Below are 17,775 nucleotides of genomic sequence, written 5' to 3' on the forward strand. Positions count from 1 at the left end.
ACCAGCCACGAAACTGCCCCATCTACTACGTTTAAGCCACTACCCTCAACCACAGCGAACAACGCAAAAAGAAAACCGCAGGTAGAAAGCCTGCGGTTTTCATAAAACGCGGTCATGGTCGGGGGTATCAAGCTAAACGTAGTAGATGGGGCAGTTTCGTGGCAAGCGCCGTCAACTGATTCCCTGGGGACGTCTGGGGGCGGAAGAAAACGGATCGATTTGGCTCTCTGAGGGCCACGACGCCCGTCATATCAGCCGGCCATTTTAAAACTATGCCGGTTTATGGGGCTGAATCGCAAATCCCCAACCAAACGCAATTCAAGCAAAATAAAACCGCAGGTAGACGGATCGTCTATTTTCGGAAAAAGCCGGTATGGTCTGCCTGTGCCAATCTAGCCCCGTAAACCGGCATAGTTTTAAAATGGCACTTCGACAGTATTGATTCTCGCCCCGGCGCAACCGCCACTACAGCCCGTATTTCACGACGACACGGTTAATGCGACGACACCAAGGTTTGTAGAGAGCGGCCAAGAACACGCAGGTCGCAAGGCCGTGTGTGATATCGAACGGTACCGCCGTGGCAAGACGCGCCACGGCGCCCGCCCACGTGAGCGGTTGCACAAAACCGATGATGTCGTAGGCGTTAATCACGGCGCCATAGAGCAGGCCCGACGCAAAGCCGTACGCCATCAGCGCCGGCATGCGCACGGTTCCATCGGCACGGTCGAACGCCCCCGTATGCGCCAGCGCGCCGCCAACGTATCCCACGAGCCCCCAGGCATACATCTGCCACGGTGTCCACATGCCCTGCCCAAAAAAGAAATTGCTGGTCAGCGCCGCCAGCGCGCCAACCATAAAACCATTGCGGCGACCGAGCGTCGCCCCGGCGATAATGGCGATAGCGCTCACGGGTTTAAAGTCGGGAATGGGGCCAAACAAGATACGCCCCGCCGCGGCCAACGCCGCCAGAACCAGCGTGGGCATAATCTGGCGCAGGCCCGGTCGCGACGCCTCGTAGCCCGCAAAGAACAGCGCGAGCACCAGCGCCACCACGACAAGCATGGCAAGCGCCGCCTGCTCAACGCCTGCCAGCAACGCCGCGGCCATTACCGCTGGCACCGCCAGCAGCAGTGGGATCTCCAGTTTTGCGAGTATGCGCAAGACGCGATAATCCGCCATCCCATCACGCCCTATAAAACACATTGTCGGCAAAAAAGTCGGAGGGCGGCTCCATGCAGGCAATCTCACCATCGAACATCATGGCAATGTCATCGGCAACCTGCTCGGCAAAACCCAGATCGTGCGTTGCCATGATGACGGTACCGCCGGCCTCCGCATGGTCGCGCAGGGCGCGGGCGATGATGCGACGGCTGGCCAGGTCCAGACCCTTGGTGGGCTCATCGAGCAATAGCAGCTCGGGGCCGATCAACAGCAGCTTTGCCAACGCAAGCAGCTGGCGCTGCCCGCCCGAAAGATCGTACGGATGGCGCCCATCCAAGCCGGACAATCCCAGACTCGTCGCGCGCTCTCGCGCCATAGCCTCGTCATATCCGCAGGTCGAAGCCCATTCCATCAGCTCCTCGCGCACCGTCTCGGCAACCAGCAGCGCCTTGGGATTCTGAGGCAGCAGTGCCGCCGAGGCCGCCCCGCGCTCCATATGCCCACGCTGCAACTTGACCGTCTTGGCCAGCACCGAAAGCATTGTCGACTTACCGCAGCCGTTACCGCCCACAACAGCATGCACCGCGCCCGCCGAAAACGACGCATCGAGCCCGCGCAACACCCAGCCGGACGCTCGATCGTAGCGAAACCAGCCCCCTGCCAGGGTGGTAGCCGACCCAGCGTGCATTTTTGGGAGTATTCGGCATCCACCGGCGCACGACGGCGCCCCCGAGTCGTCTTGCGACAGGATTTGCGCCTCAAATTCAGCCGATTTGTCCGATTTCGGTCTTTTTTTTGCGCCCGAAGCGCCCACGCGCGGGTCCAAATAGCCCGGACGGCCACTGGCGCTGCTGAAAACTCCGTTTTTTGCACGCCACGAGCCACCCCACCCTGGCACCTCGCCAGAAAACAGCTCTTCGCGATGCCCCAAGGAGGCGATGTCAGCGACCTCGCATACGCGCCCGCCCTCAATCCGATACGCGCACGTCGCGTATTCAAGCATCGGGCGCGGCTGGTGCGTTGCCACAACAACCGTGCAGCCCAGCTCGCGATTCACGCGAAACAGCGCATGCAGAAAATTTTTCTCGGCAACGGGATCCAGTTGGGACGTGGGCTCGTCGAGCAGCAGCACGCGAGGGCGCAACGCCAGCACGGCTGCCAGCGACAGTAACTGCTTGCGTCCGCACGAAAGCGTATCGGTATCGCGGTGGAGCCAATCCTCCACCCCAAAGAAATAACTGGTCTCGGCCACGCGACGGCGCATCTCGTCGCGCGACATGCCTAAGTTTTCCAGGCCAAACGTCATCTCGTGCCACACGGTTTCGCACACAATCTGGTTCTCGGGGTCCTGAAACACATAGCCCACGCGCTCCGCGGACGCGCGAACGTCCATGTCGGCAACGCTTTCGCCCAGCATGCGCAGCTCGCCGGAGCATTCGCCCGCCGGCGAAATCTCGGGCTTGAGCAACGAGAGTAATGTCGACTTGCCCGACCCGGTACCACCGACAAGCAACGCAAACGTCCCTTGGGGAACACGCCAATCGAGCCCCTCGAACACCGGCACTTCGGCCCCGGGGTAGGCAAAGCGCAGGCCCCGCACTTCAATCGCCGGCATATCCGAGCCGCACACCGCGTCCGCCATGATGCTCCCGTCCAACCGAGCCATCAGCCAAACCTCTTCTCGTCAATCGCATGCACCACGCAGGGCAGCGCCATCCAGGTCGCGTATACAACATAGCCAGGCCACGGCGCCGGCACCGAAAGCTGCGGGTAAAACGAATACTGCATCGTCGCAGTCCACGCCACTGCAGCCGTGGCCACGCCAAACAGCGCAAGCCCAACCAGCGCGGCAACGTCGCCGCGCGCCAGCCGATACCGCGCGTACGTCGTGCGACGCGCCGCGGCGCCCCACCCACGGGAGCGCATGGCGTCCGCACGCTCCAGCGAATCTTCCATGCCCCAGCCCATCAACACGCTCGATGCCCGTAGGCGCGAACGCACGGGGTCGGCCGGCGCGCGGCCCGGCACATCAATCGCATCCTGCACCGCCAGCACCGTACGACCGCGGCGCAAAAACCGTGGGATAAGCCTCATGCACATCGAGATCATGAGCGCGATCACCGGCGCGGCGTTACCCAAAAGCGCAAGCACCTTGTCGTAGCCAAGCATCGATGCCGCGGCCTCAAACCACAGCACGCTCGCCACAAACAGCCCGCCCATGCACAGGCCGTATACCATGCTCTCCAGATACACCGCGCGCATGCCAATACGGAACAGCTCCGTCGAGCCCGAGGCGCTAAACAGCGGATTGACCAGCGCGATAATCAAAATCACCGGCAGCTGCCAGCGAAGCGCCCCCAACGTGCGCGCAGCACCGCGCGTCGCAAGCCCGTACGCCAGCCCGCCCGCAAGCGACAGCGCGATCAGCACCGGTTGCATCGAGAACATGGTGAGCCCCAGCGTCAGCACTATATAGAGTGCCGGCACAGCCGGATGCGACATCGAGAATGCCGCGACGGGTTCGTTGCCCGATTCCTCTCGCATGATATCCACGGACACCCCCATCCCCTCGCTCAAACGCCAACGCCGCAGTGCCGCCGCCATGCACAACCAGCGCAAACGTCACGCCGGCGGCACCGACATCAGCCGCCATGCGCCAATCGTTACGCGCTCATCATATGCCTGCGGTATCATATTGCGCCGTGTATCGTTTCCAAACTCACGTGTCTATAACGTAACAGGAGATCACATGGACGCAACCGCAATTATCCTCGCCGCCGGCGAGGGTACCCGCATGAAGTCGAACCACTGCAAGGTTTCGCACAAGATCCTGGGCAAGCCCATGGTCCAGTGGATCGTCGACGCCACCATCAAGGCCGGCTGCAGCCGCGTCGTGGTCGTCATCGGCAGCCACGCCGACGAGATGCGCGCCCTTATCGACGGCGCCTACGCCAACAGCGCCACCAAAGTCGAGTGCGTCGAACAGACCGAGCGCCTGGGCACCGGCCACGCCGTAAAGGTCGCGCTCGAGGCATGCGGCATCATGCAAGGCCCCGTCGTCGTGCTCAACGGCGACCTGCCGCTCATCACCGCCGACACCGTCGCCAAGTTCGCGAAGACCGTCGCTACCGGCGAGCTCGCCTGCACCGTCATGACCATGACCCCGCCCGATCCCTTTGGCTACGGCCGCATCAAGCTGGGCGCCGACGGCCAGATCGAGCGCATCATCGAGCAGAAGGACTGCACGCCCGAGCAGGCCGCCACGCTGCTCGAGTGCAACGCCGGCTGCTACGCCTTCGACGGCGCGCAGCTCGCAGCCCACATCAGCGAGATCGGCAACGACAACGCGCAGTCCGAGTACTACCTGCCCGACATGCTCGAGATTCTCAAGGGCCACGGCCAGGCAGTCTCCATCTTCCACTGCGACGACTACCGCGACGGCCTGGGCGTCAACAGCCGGATCCAGCTCGCGCAACTCACCGCTATCGCGCGCGACCGCATCAACGAGCACTGGATGGCCGAGGGCGTTACCTTCATCGACCCCACGCAGGCCTGGATCGGCCCCGACGCCGTCATCGGCCGCGACACCGTCGTGTGGCCGCAGACGCACCTGATCGGCCACGTCACCGTGGGCGAGGAGTGCCAGCTCGGCCCCAACAGCCGCCTCACCGACACCACCGTTGGCAGCGGCTGCACCATCGATGAGACTATCGCCATCGAGGCTGTCATCGAGAACGGCGTTGACTGCGGCCCGCGCGCCTACCTGCGCCCGGGCACCCACATGCTCGATGGCTCCAAGGCCGGCACACACGTGGAGATCAAGAAGTCCACGATCGGCAAGGGCTCCAAGGTACCGCACCTGTCCTACATCGGCGACACCACCATGGGTTCCGGCGTCAACGTGGGCGCGGGCTCCATCACCTGCAACTACGACGGCGTGCACAAGCACAAGACCGTCATCGGCAAGGATGCCTTCATCGGTTCCGACACCATGATGGTCGCGCCCGCCCAGATCGGCGACGGCGCACTCGTGGCCGCCGGCTCCGTCATCACCGAGCCGGTCCCGGCTGACGCACTCGGCCTGGGCCGCGCCCGTCAGCTAAATATTGAGGGCTGGGCCGCCGATTATCGCCGCCGTCTGCACGAGGACGACGAGGTATAACGTTTTACCAAACATCTAAGGAGCTGTTCCCATGGGGATGGCTCCTTTTTCTATGCTGACCTGCGCGACCGGATGAGTGGTCGGTTCGTGTCCGTTGACGGTAAAGACGTTATCAAGACCCGATAAACCCCGCCGCGCGGTTACAATGCAACAAGGCATCTATATGGCATTCGATATATAAAGGAGAAGGGTAATGCCGATTAATGATCCCGAGAAGTCGGAGAATATGCGCAAGTCCATCCGCGTGTATTCCGGTTCCTCCAACCGTCCCCTCGCTCAGAAGATCGCTGAGTACCTTGGGGTCGAGCTTTCGGGCCTTACGCTAAAGCAGTTCGCCAACGGTGAGATTTACGCCCGCTACGACGAGACCGTCCGCGGCGCCGACGTCTTCCTGATTCAGTCCGTGGCCGGCGGCAACGTCAACGACATGCTCATGGAGCTGCTCATCGCCACCGACGCTGCCAAGCGCGCATCCGCCCGCTCCATCACCGCCGTCATCACCCACTACGGCTATGCCCGCCAGGACCGCAAGGCCGGCCCGCGCGAGCCCATCACCGCCCGCCTCGTCGCCAACCTGCTCGAGCGCGCTGGCGTCAACCGCATCATCACCCTCGACCTGCATCAGGGCCAGATCCAGGGCTTCTTCGATATCCCGGTTAATCACCTGTCCGCGCTGCCGCTGTTTGGCCAGTACTACAACGACATGCACTTCGACACCGACAACCTGGTTGTCGTCTCCCCCGACGTGGGTCGCGCCAAAGCTGCCAAGAAGCTCTCCGACATGCTCGGCTGCGACCTGGCCATCGCCCACAAGGGCCGTCCGCGCCACAACGCCGCCGAGGTCATGGGCATCATCGGTGACATCAAGGGCAAGACCTGCATCATCAATGACGACATGATCGACACCGCTGGCACCCTGTGCGCCAACGTCAAGGAGCTCAAGGCCATGGGTGCCGGCGACATCTACGTGTGCGCCACCCACGGCATCTTCTCCGGCCCGGCCATCGAGCGTCTGAACGACGCCCCCATCGTCGAGTGCCTCGTCACCGATGCCATCCCCGTCGAGGTTGGCGGCAAGATCAAGACCATCTCGGTCGCCGAGGAGTTCGCCGAGGCCATCTCTGCCGTTTACCACGAGGAGCCCGTCTCCACGCTCGTCGGCGGCGACTTCGCGCTGTAATCCAGCGCGCATCGCATCATCTTTGGTGTTTTTGAAGGGTCGGAGGCTCGCTTCCGACCCTTTTTTTGCCCCTCGACAACCCGCCTTGGACAGTTAGTTCAGATTTGTATTAATGTGGCATTCGTTTGGGCCATTTAATGCGTCGAAAGCTCTCTTGCCGGCATAATTCCACTCGATTCCTCCACCTATGGATCTCCTCACCGTGCCATTGGCCCCGTTTTGCCCACCGAGTCCTTCAACAACGGCAATACACCCCGGTCACCTTGTACAAATCTGAACTAACTGTCCAGCACCCATCTCAGTAGATGCCTCCAAGGCCAACCCATCACTCCATTCTCCACTTTTCCAAGGCATTCCGTATGATGTCGTTACCGCCCGCGGCGCGCGACGCCCCTTTGAGCGAAAAGAACGACACGGCCATATCATTTCGCCAACGGCTTAGTACCTTATAGCTATGACAACCGTAATTTCACACCTCTCCGCCCTCCGCGCAATTCGCCGCGCTCGACGGGCGTACTCCGCCCTTCCCTGGGACGCCATCGATGACGAGCAACAGACACAAGCCCTCGTAGGTTGCGTTCCCAACAAGGACGCCATAGACTTTGCGGCCCTTGCAATACTTGACGCCTGGAGCGAAGACGACTCCGAGCGTCTAGACCTCTTTGTTGCGAGCGGCAGCAACAGACGACCCGACGGACGGCTCCTCCAGCACACCATCACCGCCCCTCTCCCCCAGGGCGCGATCATGCACATCGAAGCCGACATCTACGCAACGTCTCCCGCCATGACGGCCATGCTTTGTTCCAAAAATGAATCGGTTGCCAAAACCTTGATGCTTCTCATGGAACTGCTCGGGACCTACTCACTTCCGCCCGAAGCAACTTACCCCATCGCCTACGACGACACGTGGCCCGAGGCCAACAGCTTCGAAACGATGGACGATCTCGATTGCCAGGGCGATCAACCGACACCCGAAAAGCAAGCCGAAACCCGCTACGAACAGGCGCACTACAAATGCGAGCCCGCCACAACCATCGAAGAGCTCGAGGCAGTCGCACGGTTTGCCAAAAGTAGTTCCTACGCCTCGTTTCGCACAGCTATCAAACTCGCCCGGGCCGGATCCGCATCCCCAGCGGAATCATTGATGTTCGCTGTCCTGGGCGCACCCATGCGCTTTGGCGGATTCGGGTGTTGCAGCCTGCCCATGGGAGGCCTGCTGCTCAACTATCGAATCGATTTCGACACCCTTGCGGTCAACATGTCCTCGGGCATCCCCTACGCCATCTGCGACTTATATTGCCCAGCAGCCGGAGTCGACAACGAATACAACGGAATTGGACATGAGCTTCAAAACGCTCGCATCCACGATGGCAATCGCAACAATGGCCTTAAGGCCATGGGTATCCACGTCCTGGTTATCAATCGTGACCAAATGAAGGACCTTGTTGCACTCGAAGCCTTCGCCCAGACGATGCATCGACTTGCGGGAGTCCGATTCCGCTACCGCATCAAGGGTTATCGCAAGCGTCAGGCCGCCTGGCTCAACACCCTGCGGGCCGGAATCGGCCTCGCGCCGGTCTAAAAGACTTTTACCCAGTGTTACCGAGCATGGCTGGACAGTTAGTTCAGATTTGTATAAACAGACGGCTCATTTCGAGGTGGTTTGCCGCCATCCCGGCGCCAATCACCTCATTTGAAGACTCAAAAGATCTGAAATAGCACAAATTGTGCTCCCCAAAGCGCCGTGACAGTTCCGTGGCCCCGATTTTGGCAGTCAAAGATCTCTTGGTTTATACAAATCTGAACTAACTGTCCATCCCGGCTTCTGACGACTGTCCAAACGCCCTCATGCAGCCTCAATCACCCTCCATTTGACAGCAGCAACGGGGTCGCTCACCATAACAGGCGACAAATCGATGAAAGGAAGCACATGGCAGCTGCACAGCCGCTTAAGATTCGCATGGTTGCCGGACTTGGCAACCCTGGCGATGAGTATGCCGAGACCCGCCACAACGCAGGCTTTAAGGCGATCGACGAGCTGGCGCGTCAGGCCGGCGTCACGTACTGGAAAAACCAGGCCGGCGCCGAGGTCGCGCTCATCAACATCAACGATCCAGAGGAAGAGGGCGGCAAGCGCCAGATTGTGCTGGTCAAGCCGCAGTCGTACATGAACACCTCGGGCGGCCCCATCTCCAAGCTTTGCCGAGAGTACAAAATCAAGGCCGAAGAGCTGCTCGTAATCCACGATGAGCTCGACATTCCCGCCGGCGACGTGCGCGTCAAGGTGGGCGGCGGCCACGCCGGCCACAACGGCCTGCGTTCCATCATCGACAAGATGGGCAGCCGCGACTTTAGCCGCATCCGCACCGGCATCGGCAACCCTCCCGGCAAGATGGCTGTCGCCGACTACGTGCTCAAGCAGCTGCGCGCCCGCGAGGCCGAGGACTTCCAGGACACCTGCGCCCGCGCCGCCGACGCCGCCGGCCTGGCGATTGTGCACGGCGTAATCTATGCCCGCGACCACGTCAACGGCTCCGCCTCTGCCAACGGCAAGCACTAAAACCTACCAAAAAGGGATGTTTATTTTGGCAGGTTTTATATGCGAAAACGCCGCAGCGGCCGCATCGCAATAAACCCTGTGCCGCCATACATACCCAACGCCCTAAAAGGGGCCGGCCTCACCGATGTGCAAGGCCGGCCCCTTTTGTCGTTTTATCTGATAAAACCCGCCAAAATAAACCTGTCTCTTTGTGCTAGATCACTTTTCCCGCCTGCCAAAGATACACGCAAGCAACATGTCCATGAGGGTATAATTTGCACCGTATGTCTGCACAACGCCTGTGCGCGTACGGTTTTATTCGGGCTGCCGTCCATTTCCGTGGAGGCACGGTTCGGTTGCCCTAACAAGAGAGGGGTTCTATGTATAAGATCCTGGAGAAGACGCAGTTCTCGGAGAAGGTGTTCAAGTTCCGCATCGAGGCGCCTGCAATCGCCAAGCATGCGCACGCTGGACAGTTCCTCATGGTTCGCGCCAACGAGACGGGCGAGCGTGTCCCGTTTACTCTGGCCGGCTGGAACGGTGACGAGGGCTGGGTCGAGTTCATCTTCATGGTGATCGGCAAGACCACCGAGATGCTTTCCACCTACGAGGCCGGCGAGTCGCTGCGCGACGTCGTGGGCCCGCTGGGCGTTCCCACCGAGATGGCCGAGGGCCCCTGCGCCGTCATTGGCGGCGGCGTCGGCCTGGCAATTGCCTTCCCGGTCGCCAAGCACCTGGTCGAGACCGGCCACGAGGTGCACGCCATCATGGGCGCTCGCACCAAGGACCTCCTGCTCATGGAGGACCAGTTCCGCGAGCTCCTCGACGAGGACCACATCCACATCACCACCGACGACGGTTCCTACGGCGAGCAGGGCGTTGTCACCGCTCCGCTGGAGCGCCTGCTGCAGGACAAGGCCGTGAGCCAGGTCTTCTGCGTCGGCCCCGTTCCGATGATGAAGTTCTCGACCCTCACCGCCCAGAAGTACGACACCCCCATCACCGCGTCGCTCAACCCCATCATGGTTGACGGCACCGGTATGTGCGGCTGCTGCCGCGTCGAGGTGGGCGGCGTGACCAAGTTCGCTTGCGTCGACGGCCCCGACTTCGATGCCACCCTGGTCGACTGGGATGACCTTCGTGCCCGCCAGGCCGCTTACCGTTCCGAAGAGGGCGAGTCCCTCAAGGCCTATGAGGAAAAGAGCTGCGCATGCCACTAGTTAACGGTCGTTTCGTTGCCGATATGAAGTCGCCCCGCACCCCCGATAACGAGGAGCCGGCTGCCGAGCGCGCCTGCGACTTCCGCCCCGTCGACAAGGGCTTCACCGAGGAGATGGCGCTGGCCGAGGCCGAGCGCTGCCTCAACTGCAAGAAGCCGTTCTGTGTTGAGGGCTGCCCCGTCAACATCAACATTCCCCGCTTTATCGAGCAAATCCGCGAGAAGGACTTTGGCGGCGCCCTCGATACCATCCGCGAGGACTCCATGCTTCCCGCCATCTGCGGTCGCGTCTGCCCGCAGGAGAACCAGTGCGAGGGCAAGTGCATCCGTGGTAAGAAGTCCGAGCCCGTGGCCATCGGCCAGCTCGAGCGCTTCCTGGGTGACCGCCCCGAGCTCGCTTCCACGCCCAAGATGGCTCCCAAGAACGGCAAGAAGGTCGCCGTCGTCGGCTCCGGCCCGTCCGGCATCACCTGCGCCGGCGAGCTCGCCCGTAACGGCTTTGACGTCACCGTCTTTGAGGCCTTCTTCACCGGCGGCGGCGTGCTGGTCTATGGCATCCCCGAGTTCCGTCTGCCCAAGGCAGTCGTCAAGCGCGAGATTGACGGTCTGGAGGACATGGGCGTCAAGTTTGAGTACAACTCCGTCGTGGGCAACATGGCCACGGCCGATGAGCTGTTCGAGCAGGGCTTCGACGCCATCTACGTGGCGACCGGCGCTGGCCTGCCCAAGTTCCTCAACGTCCCCGGCGAGAACCTGCCCAACGTCTTCTTCGCTAACGAGTACCTCACCCGCGTGAACCTGATGAAGGCCAACAAGTTCCCCGAGTACGACACCCCCACCAAGCATGGCAAGAACGTCGTCGTCTTTGGCGGCGGCAACGTGGCTATGGACGCCGTCCGTACCGCCAAGCGCCTGGGCGCCGAGCACGCCATCATCGCCTACCGTCGTACCGAGGACGAGATGCCCTGCCGCCGCGCCGAGCTGCACCATGCCAAGGCCGAAGGCGTCGAGGTTCTGCCGCTCGTCTCCCCGCTCGAGTTTGTCGCTGGCGAGGACGGCTCCGTGTGCTCCGTCAAGGTCCAGAAGATGGAGCTCGGCGAGCCCGACGAGTCCGGCCGTCGTCGCCCGGTGCCCATCGAGGGCGCCATCGAGGAGATCCCCTGCGACGTCGCGATCTCGGCTATCGGTACCAACGCCAACCCCTTCGCTGCCAAGATCGGCGGCAAGATGGAGCTCAACAAGTGGGGCTACATCGTCGCCGACGAGGAGACCGGCCAGACCACCGATCCCCGCATCTGGGCCGGCGGCGACATCGTCACCGGTGCCGCTACGGTCATTCTGGCGATGGGCGCCGGCAAGAAGGCCGCCGCTTCCATCACCAAGAGCCTGCTGGGTGAGTAATCACCTACAGCGCTAGCCACCAAACGGCAAAGTCCCCGTCGGGCACACGCCCGGCGGGGACTTTTTCTATGCCAGCCGCCCGATCACCATAAAGGTGCCTGTCCCCTTTGTGATGGCTTTTGGTCGGCTAGCCTTCGAGCTGCGCCACCTTGTAGCGGTAGGCAGCGGCTATGACGTCTTTGCAGCCCTCGCGGCCCAGCTTGGCGCGGTTGACGACGATATCCTTGCCACTCGTCATCTTCCACTTTCCGGCGCTGTAGCGCTTATAGAACGCCTCGCGTGCCTTCTGCTGCTGCTTGACCAGCTTGGCGCCCTTCTTTTTGTTGAGCCCACGCTTCTTGCGCACGATCTCGACGCGGTCCTCAAAGGGTGCGGTCACCAACACGGCAATGTGATTGGGGTTGTTACGCAGCAGGTAATCGGACAGGCGGCCTTCGATAATGCAGCTCTCGGTCTCGCCCAGGTCCAAAATCACCTGACTCATCTTTTGGAACAACTTGTCCGAGTACGAACGCGCATCGTAGCGGTCGGGCAGAAACGCCATGTTCTCCACGGCCAGACGCTCGTCATAGGCGGCCATCTTATCGAGCGACTCACCCGCGCGCATCGACGCACGCACCAGCAGCTCGTTATCGTACAGCGGAATTCCCAACTCGTTGGCAAGCATGCGGCCAATCTCGTGGCCCTCGGCGCCAAAGTCGCGCGCGATGGTAATGACCACAGGATTCTTCTTGTTCTCCAGATCGCTCATCGCGATTCCTTTCTCTATGTGACAAAGGGACAGTCCCTTTGTCACATTCATTTTGCCCCCACCTTCGTCCTGGTTTCCCAAGTGCGGCAGATTGCCCCGAAAGAGGAGCGCCACGTACTAAATGTACGCAAGCGACGATTGAGGGGCAAGGTGCCGTGCTTGGGGAAGCAGGACTATGCGGCCACAATGCGACGTTGATATGCCCTCACCAGCAGCGAGATACCAAAGTTGAGCACAAAGTACATCGCAAACACCAGGCCGTAGAGCATAAGCACCTGCGACAGGTCGATCGCGTGGGCCATCACGACGTTTGCCGTGTACATGAGCTCGGCCACGTTAATGCCCGAAAGATACGAGCTGTCCTTGATGACGGTCGTGCACTGGCTAAACAGCGCCGGAATGATCGTCTTAAACGTCTGCGGCAGAATGATATAGCGCATGGTGGCAAAGAAGCCAAAGCCCTGGCTCTGCGCCGCCTCAAACTGGCCGCGCGGAATCGAGTTGAGGCCGCCACGCACAATCTCGGCCATAACAGCGCTGGTAAACAGCGTAAAGGCGATGGTCGAAATCACAATGTCCAAACCCTGCACCGTAAAGTAGATAAACAGGATCCACAGCAAGTTTGGCGTGCAACGGAACAGCTCGATATAGGCGCTCACCAAAATACGGAATGGACGGGGCGCGTAGCTTTTAACGAGCGCCAGCACCGTGCCAAAGATGAGCGAGAAAAAGATCGACAGCGCCGAGATCTCGATCGTCTTAACAAAGCCACCCCAAATGTAAAGCAGGTTGGTCGCGTTGAAGATTTCCATGCGCTAGGCCTCCTCTACGTTGTCAAGCCCCAGCTCGGCCAGGCTCATGCCGCGCGGGCGCTCCTTGGAGCGGCGCTCGAGCCATTGCACCAGCATGGCGAGCGGAAAGCAGATGATGAAGTACATAAGGCAGCAGACGATGTATCCCTGCAGGTACCCGTACAGACTCACAAAGTTGTCGGAACGGTACATAAGGTCGCCGCCGGCCACAAGCGCCAGCACCGACGTGTTTTTGACCAGGTTGAGTGCCTGGTTACACAGAGGCGGCAGAATGATCTCGAACGTCTGGGGCAGCACGATGTACCAGTATGCCTGCGCACGGGTGAAGCCCTGGCTCTGGGCCGCCTCCATCTGGCCACGCGGAACGGCCTCGATACCGGTACGGATGACCTCCGAAATGTAGGCAGCGTGATACAGGCCCACGCCCAAGAAGCCCAGCACAAACGGCGCGATACGCACCGGCTGGTCGGCACCGGTTATGGCCTGCAAAAACTGCGGACCGGCCATGTACATAAAGAGCACCTGCACGGGCAGCGGGGTGTTCTGGTAAAACTCCACGTACACGCGGCTTATGGCGCGCAAAACGCGAGAACGAGTGGTAGAGAACACGCCCAGCAGCGTGCCCAACACCAGCGACAGCAGCAGGCCGGCAACGACCACCTGCATCGTCACGCCAAAGCCCTCCCAGAAGGGCCCCATGTTTTGGAATGTCGTCGACCAGCGGTCGGCGTCAAACAATCCTTCGAGCATTTGATTCCTTCCTTGGACGATGCGCCTATACAAGACCCCAGGTCTTAACCTCTTGGTCGAGCCAGCCGTCGGCCAGGCGATCGCATATCACCTGATCGACCACGGCCGAAAGATCACAGCCCTTCTTGGTCGCCACGCCGTAGCCCTGCTCGCCAAACTTGACCTCGGGTTGCAGCAGCTCGACGGTCTCGTTCATGTAACCGGCCAGCGTGGAGCGGTCCATGGCAAAGACGTCGATATTGCCGGCATCGAGCGAACTCTTAATGATGGGGTAGCCGCTAAAGGCCCTAAACTCGGGCTCGCAGCTAAAGCCGTTGTCCTTGATCATCTGCTCGATCAGGCCCTGCGTGGTGGCACCCTGGCTCACGCCAATGACCTTGCCGTCCAGGTCCTCAATCGAGGTAAAGCCCGAACGCTTCTTGACCATGAGTCCCACGTAGTCGGTGCGGTACGGCGTCGAGAAATCCCAGCTCTTCTTGCGCTCGTCGGTGATGGTGTAGGTCGCCGCGACCACGTCGAGCTGGCCGTTATCGATCAGCGGGCCGCGCGTCTTGGGCGTTACGTCGGTAAACTCGACAAGCTCCTGGGCGCGGGCATCCTTGTAGCTCACGCCAAAGACGGCAGCGGCGATCTGGTAGCACAAATCGACCTCCATGCCCTCAAAGCGGCCCTTGGCGGTGTCGTAATAGCCGTAGCCAGGAACGTCCTTCTTAACGCCGGCGTTCAGATGGCCACGCGACTTGATGGCCGCAAGCTTAGACCCCTTGTCGGAGCCCTCGCCGACGGTGGAGTTGCCGCAACCGGCAAGCGCGGTCCCCGTCAGCGCGAGCATACCGGCGCCCGCCAGCTGCAAAAAGTGGCGGCGCGACACGGCCGCCCTCGTCATATCCGTCATGTCCATCACCGCGCCTAGTGCAGAATCTTGGACAGAAACTCGCGGCAGCGCGGGTTCTCGGGGTTATCGAAGAAGTGCTCGGGTGTGCCCTCCTCTAGGATACGGCCGTCCTCCATAAAGATGACGCGGTCGGCCACCTGGCGCGCAAAGCCCATCTCGTGCGTCACGCAGATCATGGTGATATCCTCCTGCGCGAGCTCAATCATAACGTCCAGGACTTCCTGGACCATCTCGGGGTCGAGCGCCGAGGTCGGCTCGTCAAACAGGATGATGGGCTGCTTGGTGCACAGGGCACGGGCAATGGCGATGCGCTGCTGCTGACCGCCCGAGAGGTTCTGCGGATACTCGCCGGCCTTATGCGCCATGCCGACGCGCTTGAGCGCGGCGATGGCGATCTCGGTCGCCTCCTCCTTACTCTTCTTTTGCAGCTTGATGGGCGCGAGCGTCAGGTTGCCCAGCACCGTCATGTTGGGATATAGGTTGAACTGCTGAAACACCATGGAGCTGTACTTGCGAGCCATCTCCAGGTGATTCTTTTTGGTGAGCGGCGTACCGTCGATGATGACCTCGCCCGACGTGGGCTCCTCCAGATAATCGACGCAACGGATGAGCGTGGACTTGCCCGAGCCGGAAGGCCCGATCATTACGAGCTTCTCGCCGCGCTTGACGGTGAGGTTGATATCTTTGAGCACATGCAGGTCGCCAAAGTACTTGTTGAGATGCTTGATCTCGATCATGTCTGCCATGAATATCCCTTCCCTGCGCTTACACGAATTGCTCTATTTTACGGAAAGAACCACGTTTCCGCAGCCCACACTACATTCCCGTAAAGAACCCGCAACCTTTAACCCGCTCATTGGGGACCACTCATTGGGGACAGGCTTAAATGAGTACCCAGCCCAGCAAAAAGGGGCGCGACCATGACGGCCGCGCCCCTCAAGACCCGAAAATAATACAACCGCCCTTGTTGAGCATAAGTCAGCGAAAACCCGTACACGCGAGCAAGGTGACGTGAAATGAAAGGGCGCAGACCTCATGGTCGCGCCCTTGAAATTGAACGTCAGATTGCCGCGTGTACGGGTTTGCAGCGTCGAGCCGTTACGCGGTTTGGTAAAACCGCGTAACAAATTACGCGAGTTTGCCGCCGACGATCTTTGCCGCGGCCGGTTTATCGAAGTTGCCGCCGGTGGCCTTGCCGAGCGCCCCCATAACCTGGCCCATCTGCTTCTTGGACGTGGCGCCCAGCTCGGCGATGACCTGCTCAATCAGAGCCTCGAGCTCCTCGCCCGAAACCTGCGCGGGCAGTAGGCTCTCCAGAATCTTGACCTGCTCGGTCAGGTTGTCGGTACGATCTTGATCGGTACCGGCCTTGATGGACATCTCCAACGTCTCGCTTGTCTGCTTAATCAGACGCTTGATCATGCTGTTGACGTCTTCCTCGGTCACGTCGCGGCGCTCGTTGACCTCGATGTTCTTAACCTCGGCCTTGACCTGGCGAATGATAGACAGGCGAACCTTGTCCTTGGCCTTCATGGCGGCAATCATTTCCTGCTGCAGCTCTTCGTTGGTCATCTGCAAATCCTCCTCAATAGTGTGGGCGGCACTCGCACGAGCACCGCCCCTTGATTACTCAGTCGTCGACGAATCGTCGGTCGAGCTCTTGGTGACGCCCTTCAGGCTCACGTTATAGGGCACGTCCTTGGGCATGGGGTTGACGGTAATGTCGGCATCCTTCGTGTACTTCTCCAGCCACTCGTTGTATGCCGTGCCCGATGCTTGGGTCTTCACCACATTGGAAACGTACTTCTTAATAGCCTTGGGCACCTGATTGATGTCATCGACCTGGCCATCGACATGGAAGTAGTCGGTGCACTTGATGATGTGGTAGCCATACGTCGACTCGACCACATCGCTCACATCGCCCTTGTTAAGGCCCTCGAGCGCCGTCTGGTAGCTGTCGACAAAGGTGGTGAGCTTATCCCAGCCCACGTCACCCTTCTTCTCCTTGGAACCGGTGTCGTCGGAATACTGCTTCACGGCATCCTCAAAGCTCAGCTCGCCGGAGTTGATCTTATCCAGGCACTCCTGCGCCTTGGCCTTGGCGGCGGCCTTGTCCTCGTCGGAAGCGTCGGAATCAACCTTGATCAGGATGTTCGACGAGCGGCGGGCATCGTTGTAGTTAGACAGGTTCTCGTTAATGTAATCGACAATCTCGCTGTCCTTGGGCTTGCTGGTGGGAGCAACGGCATCCTTAAGCTTCTGCTGCGCCAGGCTCTCCTTGAGCGAATCCTTGTAGGTGTCCTCGGTATAGCCGTAGGTCTTAAGGGTCTCCTTAAAGGTCTTGGCGCCGCCCGCGCTCTTGCAGGCGTCCTTCCAAGCCTTCTCTACTTCCTCGTCCGAAACCGTCACGCCGTTCTCCTTCTGCGCCTGCTGGAGCAGAATCTGCTGCGTATAGGAATCGATGAGCTGTTTGCGGTACTTCTTGGGCGTCAGGTCGTTGTCAACCAGATACTGCGCCCAATCCTCATCCTTGGTATAGCCGTAGGACGTGCGCATGCTCATGATCTGCTTGGTCACGGTGTCCTCGGTGAGGTTGGTGCCGTTGATAGTAGCAGCCACGCCGCCGGTCAGTTTGTAACCCGAGTTATTGTTCTCGGTCTGCGACATCAAACCGGAGCACGCCATGGCCGAGACGGAAAGCAGCATTGCCAGCACGCCGATAACCACCAGAACGATCTTGACGGTCTTAGACACGTACGTCTTGCGCTGCTTCTTGCGAGAGCTGGAGGCAGCGCGGGACCGTTGCTCGGGCGTCGGTGCGGCCTCTGGGTTCTTTTTCTTGTTTGCCATAGTTGGCCTTTCGCATCACGAATCGAACAAACGTCATTGTGTCACAACACAGCCC

Annotated in this window: 16 protein-coding genes; 6 read left to right on the top strand and 10 right to left on the bottom strand. The window is 60.4% G+C overall.

What is annotated here, in order from left to right:
* Positions 1-465: 465 nt before the first annotated feature.
* From ACTQW0_RS01350 to ACTQW0_RS01360, 3 genes are read right to left on the bottom strand one after another with little or no spacing between them, the layout of a single operon-like run.
* Positions 466-1,179, bottom strand: a complete 714-nt coding sequence (locus ACTQW0_RS01350) for a DUF6580 family putative transport protein (RefSeq protein WP_441566577.1) — start codon at positions 1,177-1,179, stop codon at positions 466-468.
* A gap of 4 nt (positions 1,180-1,183) precedes the next feature.
* Positions 1,184-2,803, bottom strand: a complete 1,620-nt coding sequence (locus ACTQW0_RS01355; protein ID WP_441566579.1) for an ABC transporter ATP-binding protein — start codon at positions 2,801-2,803, stop codon at positions 1,184-1,186.
* Between the two features lie 23 nt (positions 2,804-2,826).
* On the bottom strand, positions 2,827-3,705 hold the full coding sequence (locus ACTQW0_RS01360; protein WP_441566647.1) for an energy-coupling factor transporter transmembrane component T: 879 nt from the start codon (positions 3,703-3,705) through the stop codon (positions 2,827-2,829).
* A gap of 205 nt (positions 3,706-3,910) precedes the next feature.
* On the opposite strand from ACTQW0_RS01360, the gene glmU reads away from it, so the two are divergent.
* The 6 genes from glmU to gltA all read left to right on the top strand — a co-directional run bounded on the left by glmU (position 3,911) and on the right by gltA (position 11,662).
* Positions 3,911-5,323 (top strand): bifunctional UDP-N-acetylglucosamine diphosphorylase/glucosamine-1-phosphate N-acetyltransferase GlmU, encoded by a 1,413-nt coding sequence (gene glmU / locus ACTQW0_RS01365; RefSeq protein ID WP_441566581.1) that lies wholly within the window; start codon positions 3,911-3,913, stop codon positions 5,321-5,323.
* Between the two features lie 193 nt (positions 5,324-5,516).
* A complete protein-coding gene (locus tag ACTQW0_RS01370) occupies positions 5,517-6,503 on the top strand; it encodes a ribose-phosphate diphosphokinase (RefSeq protein WP_441566583.1) in 987 nt (328 codons plus the stop codon).
* A 745-nt stretch (positions 6,504-7,248) separates the two neighbouring features.
* Positions 7,249-8,085, top strand: coding sequence for a hypothetical protein (locus tag ACTQW0_RS01375; protein WP_441546879.1), 837 nt, complete (start codon positions 7,249-7,251; stop codon positions 8,083-8,085).
* A 348-nt stretch (positions 8,086-8,433) separates the two neighbouring features.
* Positions 8,434-9,063 (top strand): aminoacyl-tRNA hydrolase, encoded by a 630-nt coding sequence (gene pth, locus ACTQW0_RS01380; RefSeq protein ID WP_427717993.1) that lies wholly within the window; start codon positions 8,434-8,436, stop codon positions 9,061-9,063.
* Between the two features lie 359 nt (positions 9,064-9,422).
* A complete protein-coding gene (locus tag ACTQW0_RS01385) occupies positions 9,423-10,262 on the top strand; it encodes a sulfide/dihydroorotate dehydrogenase-like FAD/NAD-binding protein (protein WP_006235793.1) in 840 nt (279 codons plus the stop codon).
* Positions 10,253-11,662: an NADPH-dependent glutamate synthase gene (gene gltA, locus ACTQW0_RS01390; RefSeq protein ID WP_441554194.1), complete on the top strand. Its 1,410-nt coding sequence runs from the start codon at positions 10,253-10,255 to the stop codon at positions 11,660-11,662. The genes ACTQW0_RS01385 and gltA overlap by 10 nt, the downstream gene beginning before the upstream one ends.
* Before the next feature lie 127 nt (positions 11,663-11,789).
* Here the strand turns inward: gltA and ACTQW0_RS01395 are convergent, their stop codons facing one another.
* From ACTQW0_RS01395 to ACTQW0_RS01425, 7 genes are all read right to left on the bottom strand, one after another.
* Positions 11,790-12,413, bottom strand: coding sequence for an AAA family ATPase (locus tag ACTQW0_RS01395; RefSeq protein WP_427717988.1), 624 nt, complete (start codon positions 12,411-12,413; stop codon positions 11,790-11,792).
* Positions 12,414-12,586: 173 nt separating this feature from the next.
* The gene (locus ACTQW0_RS01400) at positions 12,587-13,225 is read right to left on the bottom strand and encodes an amino acid ABC transporter permease (protein WP_055285379.1); all 639 of its coding nucleotides are present in this window, start codon (positions 13,223-13,225) and stop codon (positions 12,587-12,589) included.
* Between the two features lie 3 nt (positions 13,226-13,228).
* Entirely contained in the window at positions 13,229-13,975 is a 747-nt protein-coding gene (locus tag ACTQW0_RS01405) for an amino acid ABC transporter permease (RefSeq protein ID WP_441566585.1), read from the bottom strand.
* A 25-nt stretch (positions 13,976-14,000) separates the two neighbouring features.
* Positions 14,001-14,876 carry a transporter substrate-binding domain-containing protein gene (locus ACTQW0_RS01410; RefSeq protein WP_427793746.1) on the bottom strand — a complete coding sequence of 292 codons (876 nt, stop codon included), beginning with the start codon at positions 14,874-14,876 and terminating at the stop codon, positions 14,001-14,003.
* An 8-nt stretch (positions 14,877-14,884) separates the two neighbouring features.
* Complete coding sequence (locus ACTQW0_RS01415) at positions 14,885-15,616, bottom strand: amino acid ABC transporter ATP-binding protein (protein WP_055251548.1); 732 nt, start codon at positions 15,614-15,616, stop codon at positions 14,885-14,887.
* Positions 15,617-15,998: 382 nt separating this feature from the next.
* A complete protein-coding gene (locus ACTQW0_RS01420) occupies positions 15,999-16,442 on the bottom strand; it encodes a GatB/YqeY domain-containing protein (protein ID WP_427795123.1) in 444 nt (147 codons plus the stop codon).
* Positions 16,443-16,496: 54 nt separating this feature from the next.
* Entirely contained in the window at positions 16,497-17,720 is a 1,224-nt protein-coding gene (locus ACTQW0_RS01425; RefSeq protein WP_441015252.1) for a peptidylprolyl isomerase, read from the bottom strand.
* Positions 17,721-17,775: the final 55 nt, after the last annotated feature.

This window comes from Collinsella sp. LCP19S3_B7 (assembly GCF_052121795.1).
Lineage (GTDB): Bacteria > Actinomycetota > Coriobacteriia > Coriobacteriales > Coriobacteriaceae > Collinsella.

Bases quoted from the DNA above. Each gene is read 5' to 3' on its own strand.
- ACTQW0_RS01350 (WP_441566577.1), bottom strand. From the start codon at position 1,179: ATGGCGGATTATCGCGTCTTGCGCATACTCGCAAAACTGGAGATCCCA.
- ACTQW0_RS01355 (WP_441566579.1), bottom strand. From the start codon at position 2,803: ATGGCGGACGCGGTGTGCGGCTCGGATATGCCGGCGATTGAAGTGCGG.
- ACTQW0_RS01360 (WP_441566647.1), bottom strand. From the start codon at position 3,705: ATGCGAGAGGAATCGGGCAACGAACCCGTCGCGGCATTCTCGATGTCG.
- glmU (WP_441566581.1), top strand. From the start codon at position 3,911: ATGGACGCAACCGCAATTATCCTCGCCGCCGGCGAGGGTACCCGCATG.
- ACTQW0_RS01370 (WP_441566583.1), top strand. From the start codon at position 5,517: ATGCCGATTAATGATCCCGAGAAGTCGGAGAATATGCGCAAGTCCATC.
- ACTQW0_RS01375 (WP_441546879.1), top strand. From the start codon at position 7,249: ATGCACATCGAAGCCGACATCTACGCAACGTCTCCCGCCATGACGGCC.
- pth (WP_427717993.1), top strand. From the start codon at position 8,434: ATGGCAGCTGCACAGCCGCTTAAGATTCGCATGGTTGCCGGACTTGGC.
- ACTQW0_RS01385 (WP_006235793.1), top strand. From the start codon at position 9,423: ATGTATAAGATCCTGGAGAAGACGCAGTTCTCGGAGAAGGTGTTCAAG.
- gltA (WP_441554194.1), top strand. From the start codon at position 10,253: ATGCCACTAGTTAACGGTCGTTTCGTTGCCGATATGAAGTCGCCCCGC.
- ACTQW0_RS01395 (WP_427717988.1), bottom strand. From the start codon at position 12,413: ATGAGCGATCTGGAGAACAAGAAGAATCCTGTGGTCATTACCATCGCG.
- ACTQW0_RS01400 (WP_055285379.1), bottom strand. From the start codon at position 13,225: ATGGAAATCTTCAACGCGACCAACCTGCTTTACATTTGGGGTGGCTTT.
- ACTQW0_RS01405 (WP_441566585.1), bottom strand. From the start codon at position 13,975: ATGCTCGAAGGATTGTTTGACGCCGACCGCTGGTCGACGACATTCCAA.
- ACTQW0_RS01410 (WP_427793746.1), bottom strand. From the start codon at position 14,876: ATGGACATGACGGATATGACGAGGGCGGCCGTGTCGCGCCGCCACTTT.
- ACTQW0_RS01415 (WP_055251548.1), bottom strand. From the start codon at position 15,616: ATGGCAGACATGATCGAGATCAAGCATCTCAACAAGTACTTTGGCGAC.
- ACTQW0_RS01420 (WP_427795123.1), bottom strand. From the start codon at position 16,442: ATGACCAACGAAGAGCTGCAGCAGGAAATGATTGCCGCCATGAAGGCC.
- ACTQW0_RS01425 (WP_441015252.1), bottom strand. From the start codon at position 17,720: ATGGCAAACAAGAAAAAGAACCCAGAGGCCGCACCGACGCCCGAGCAA.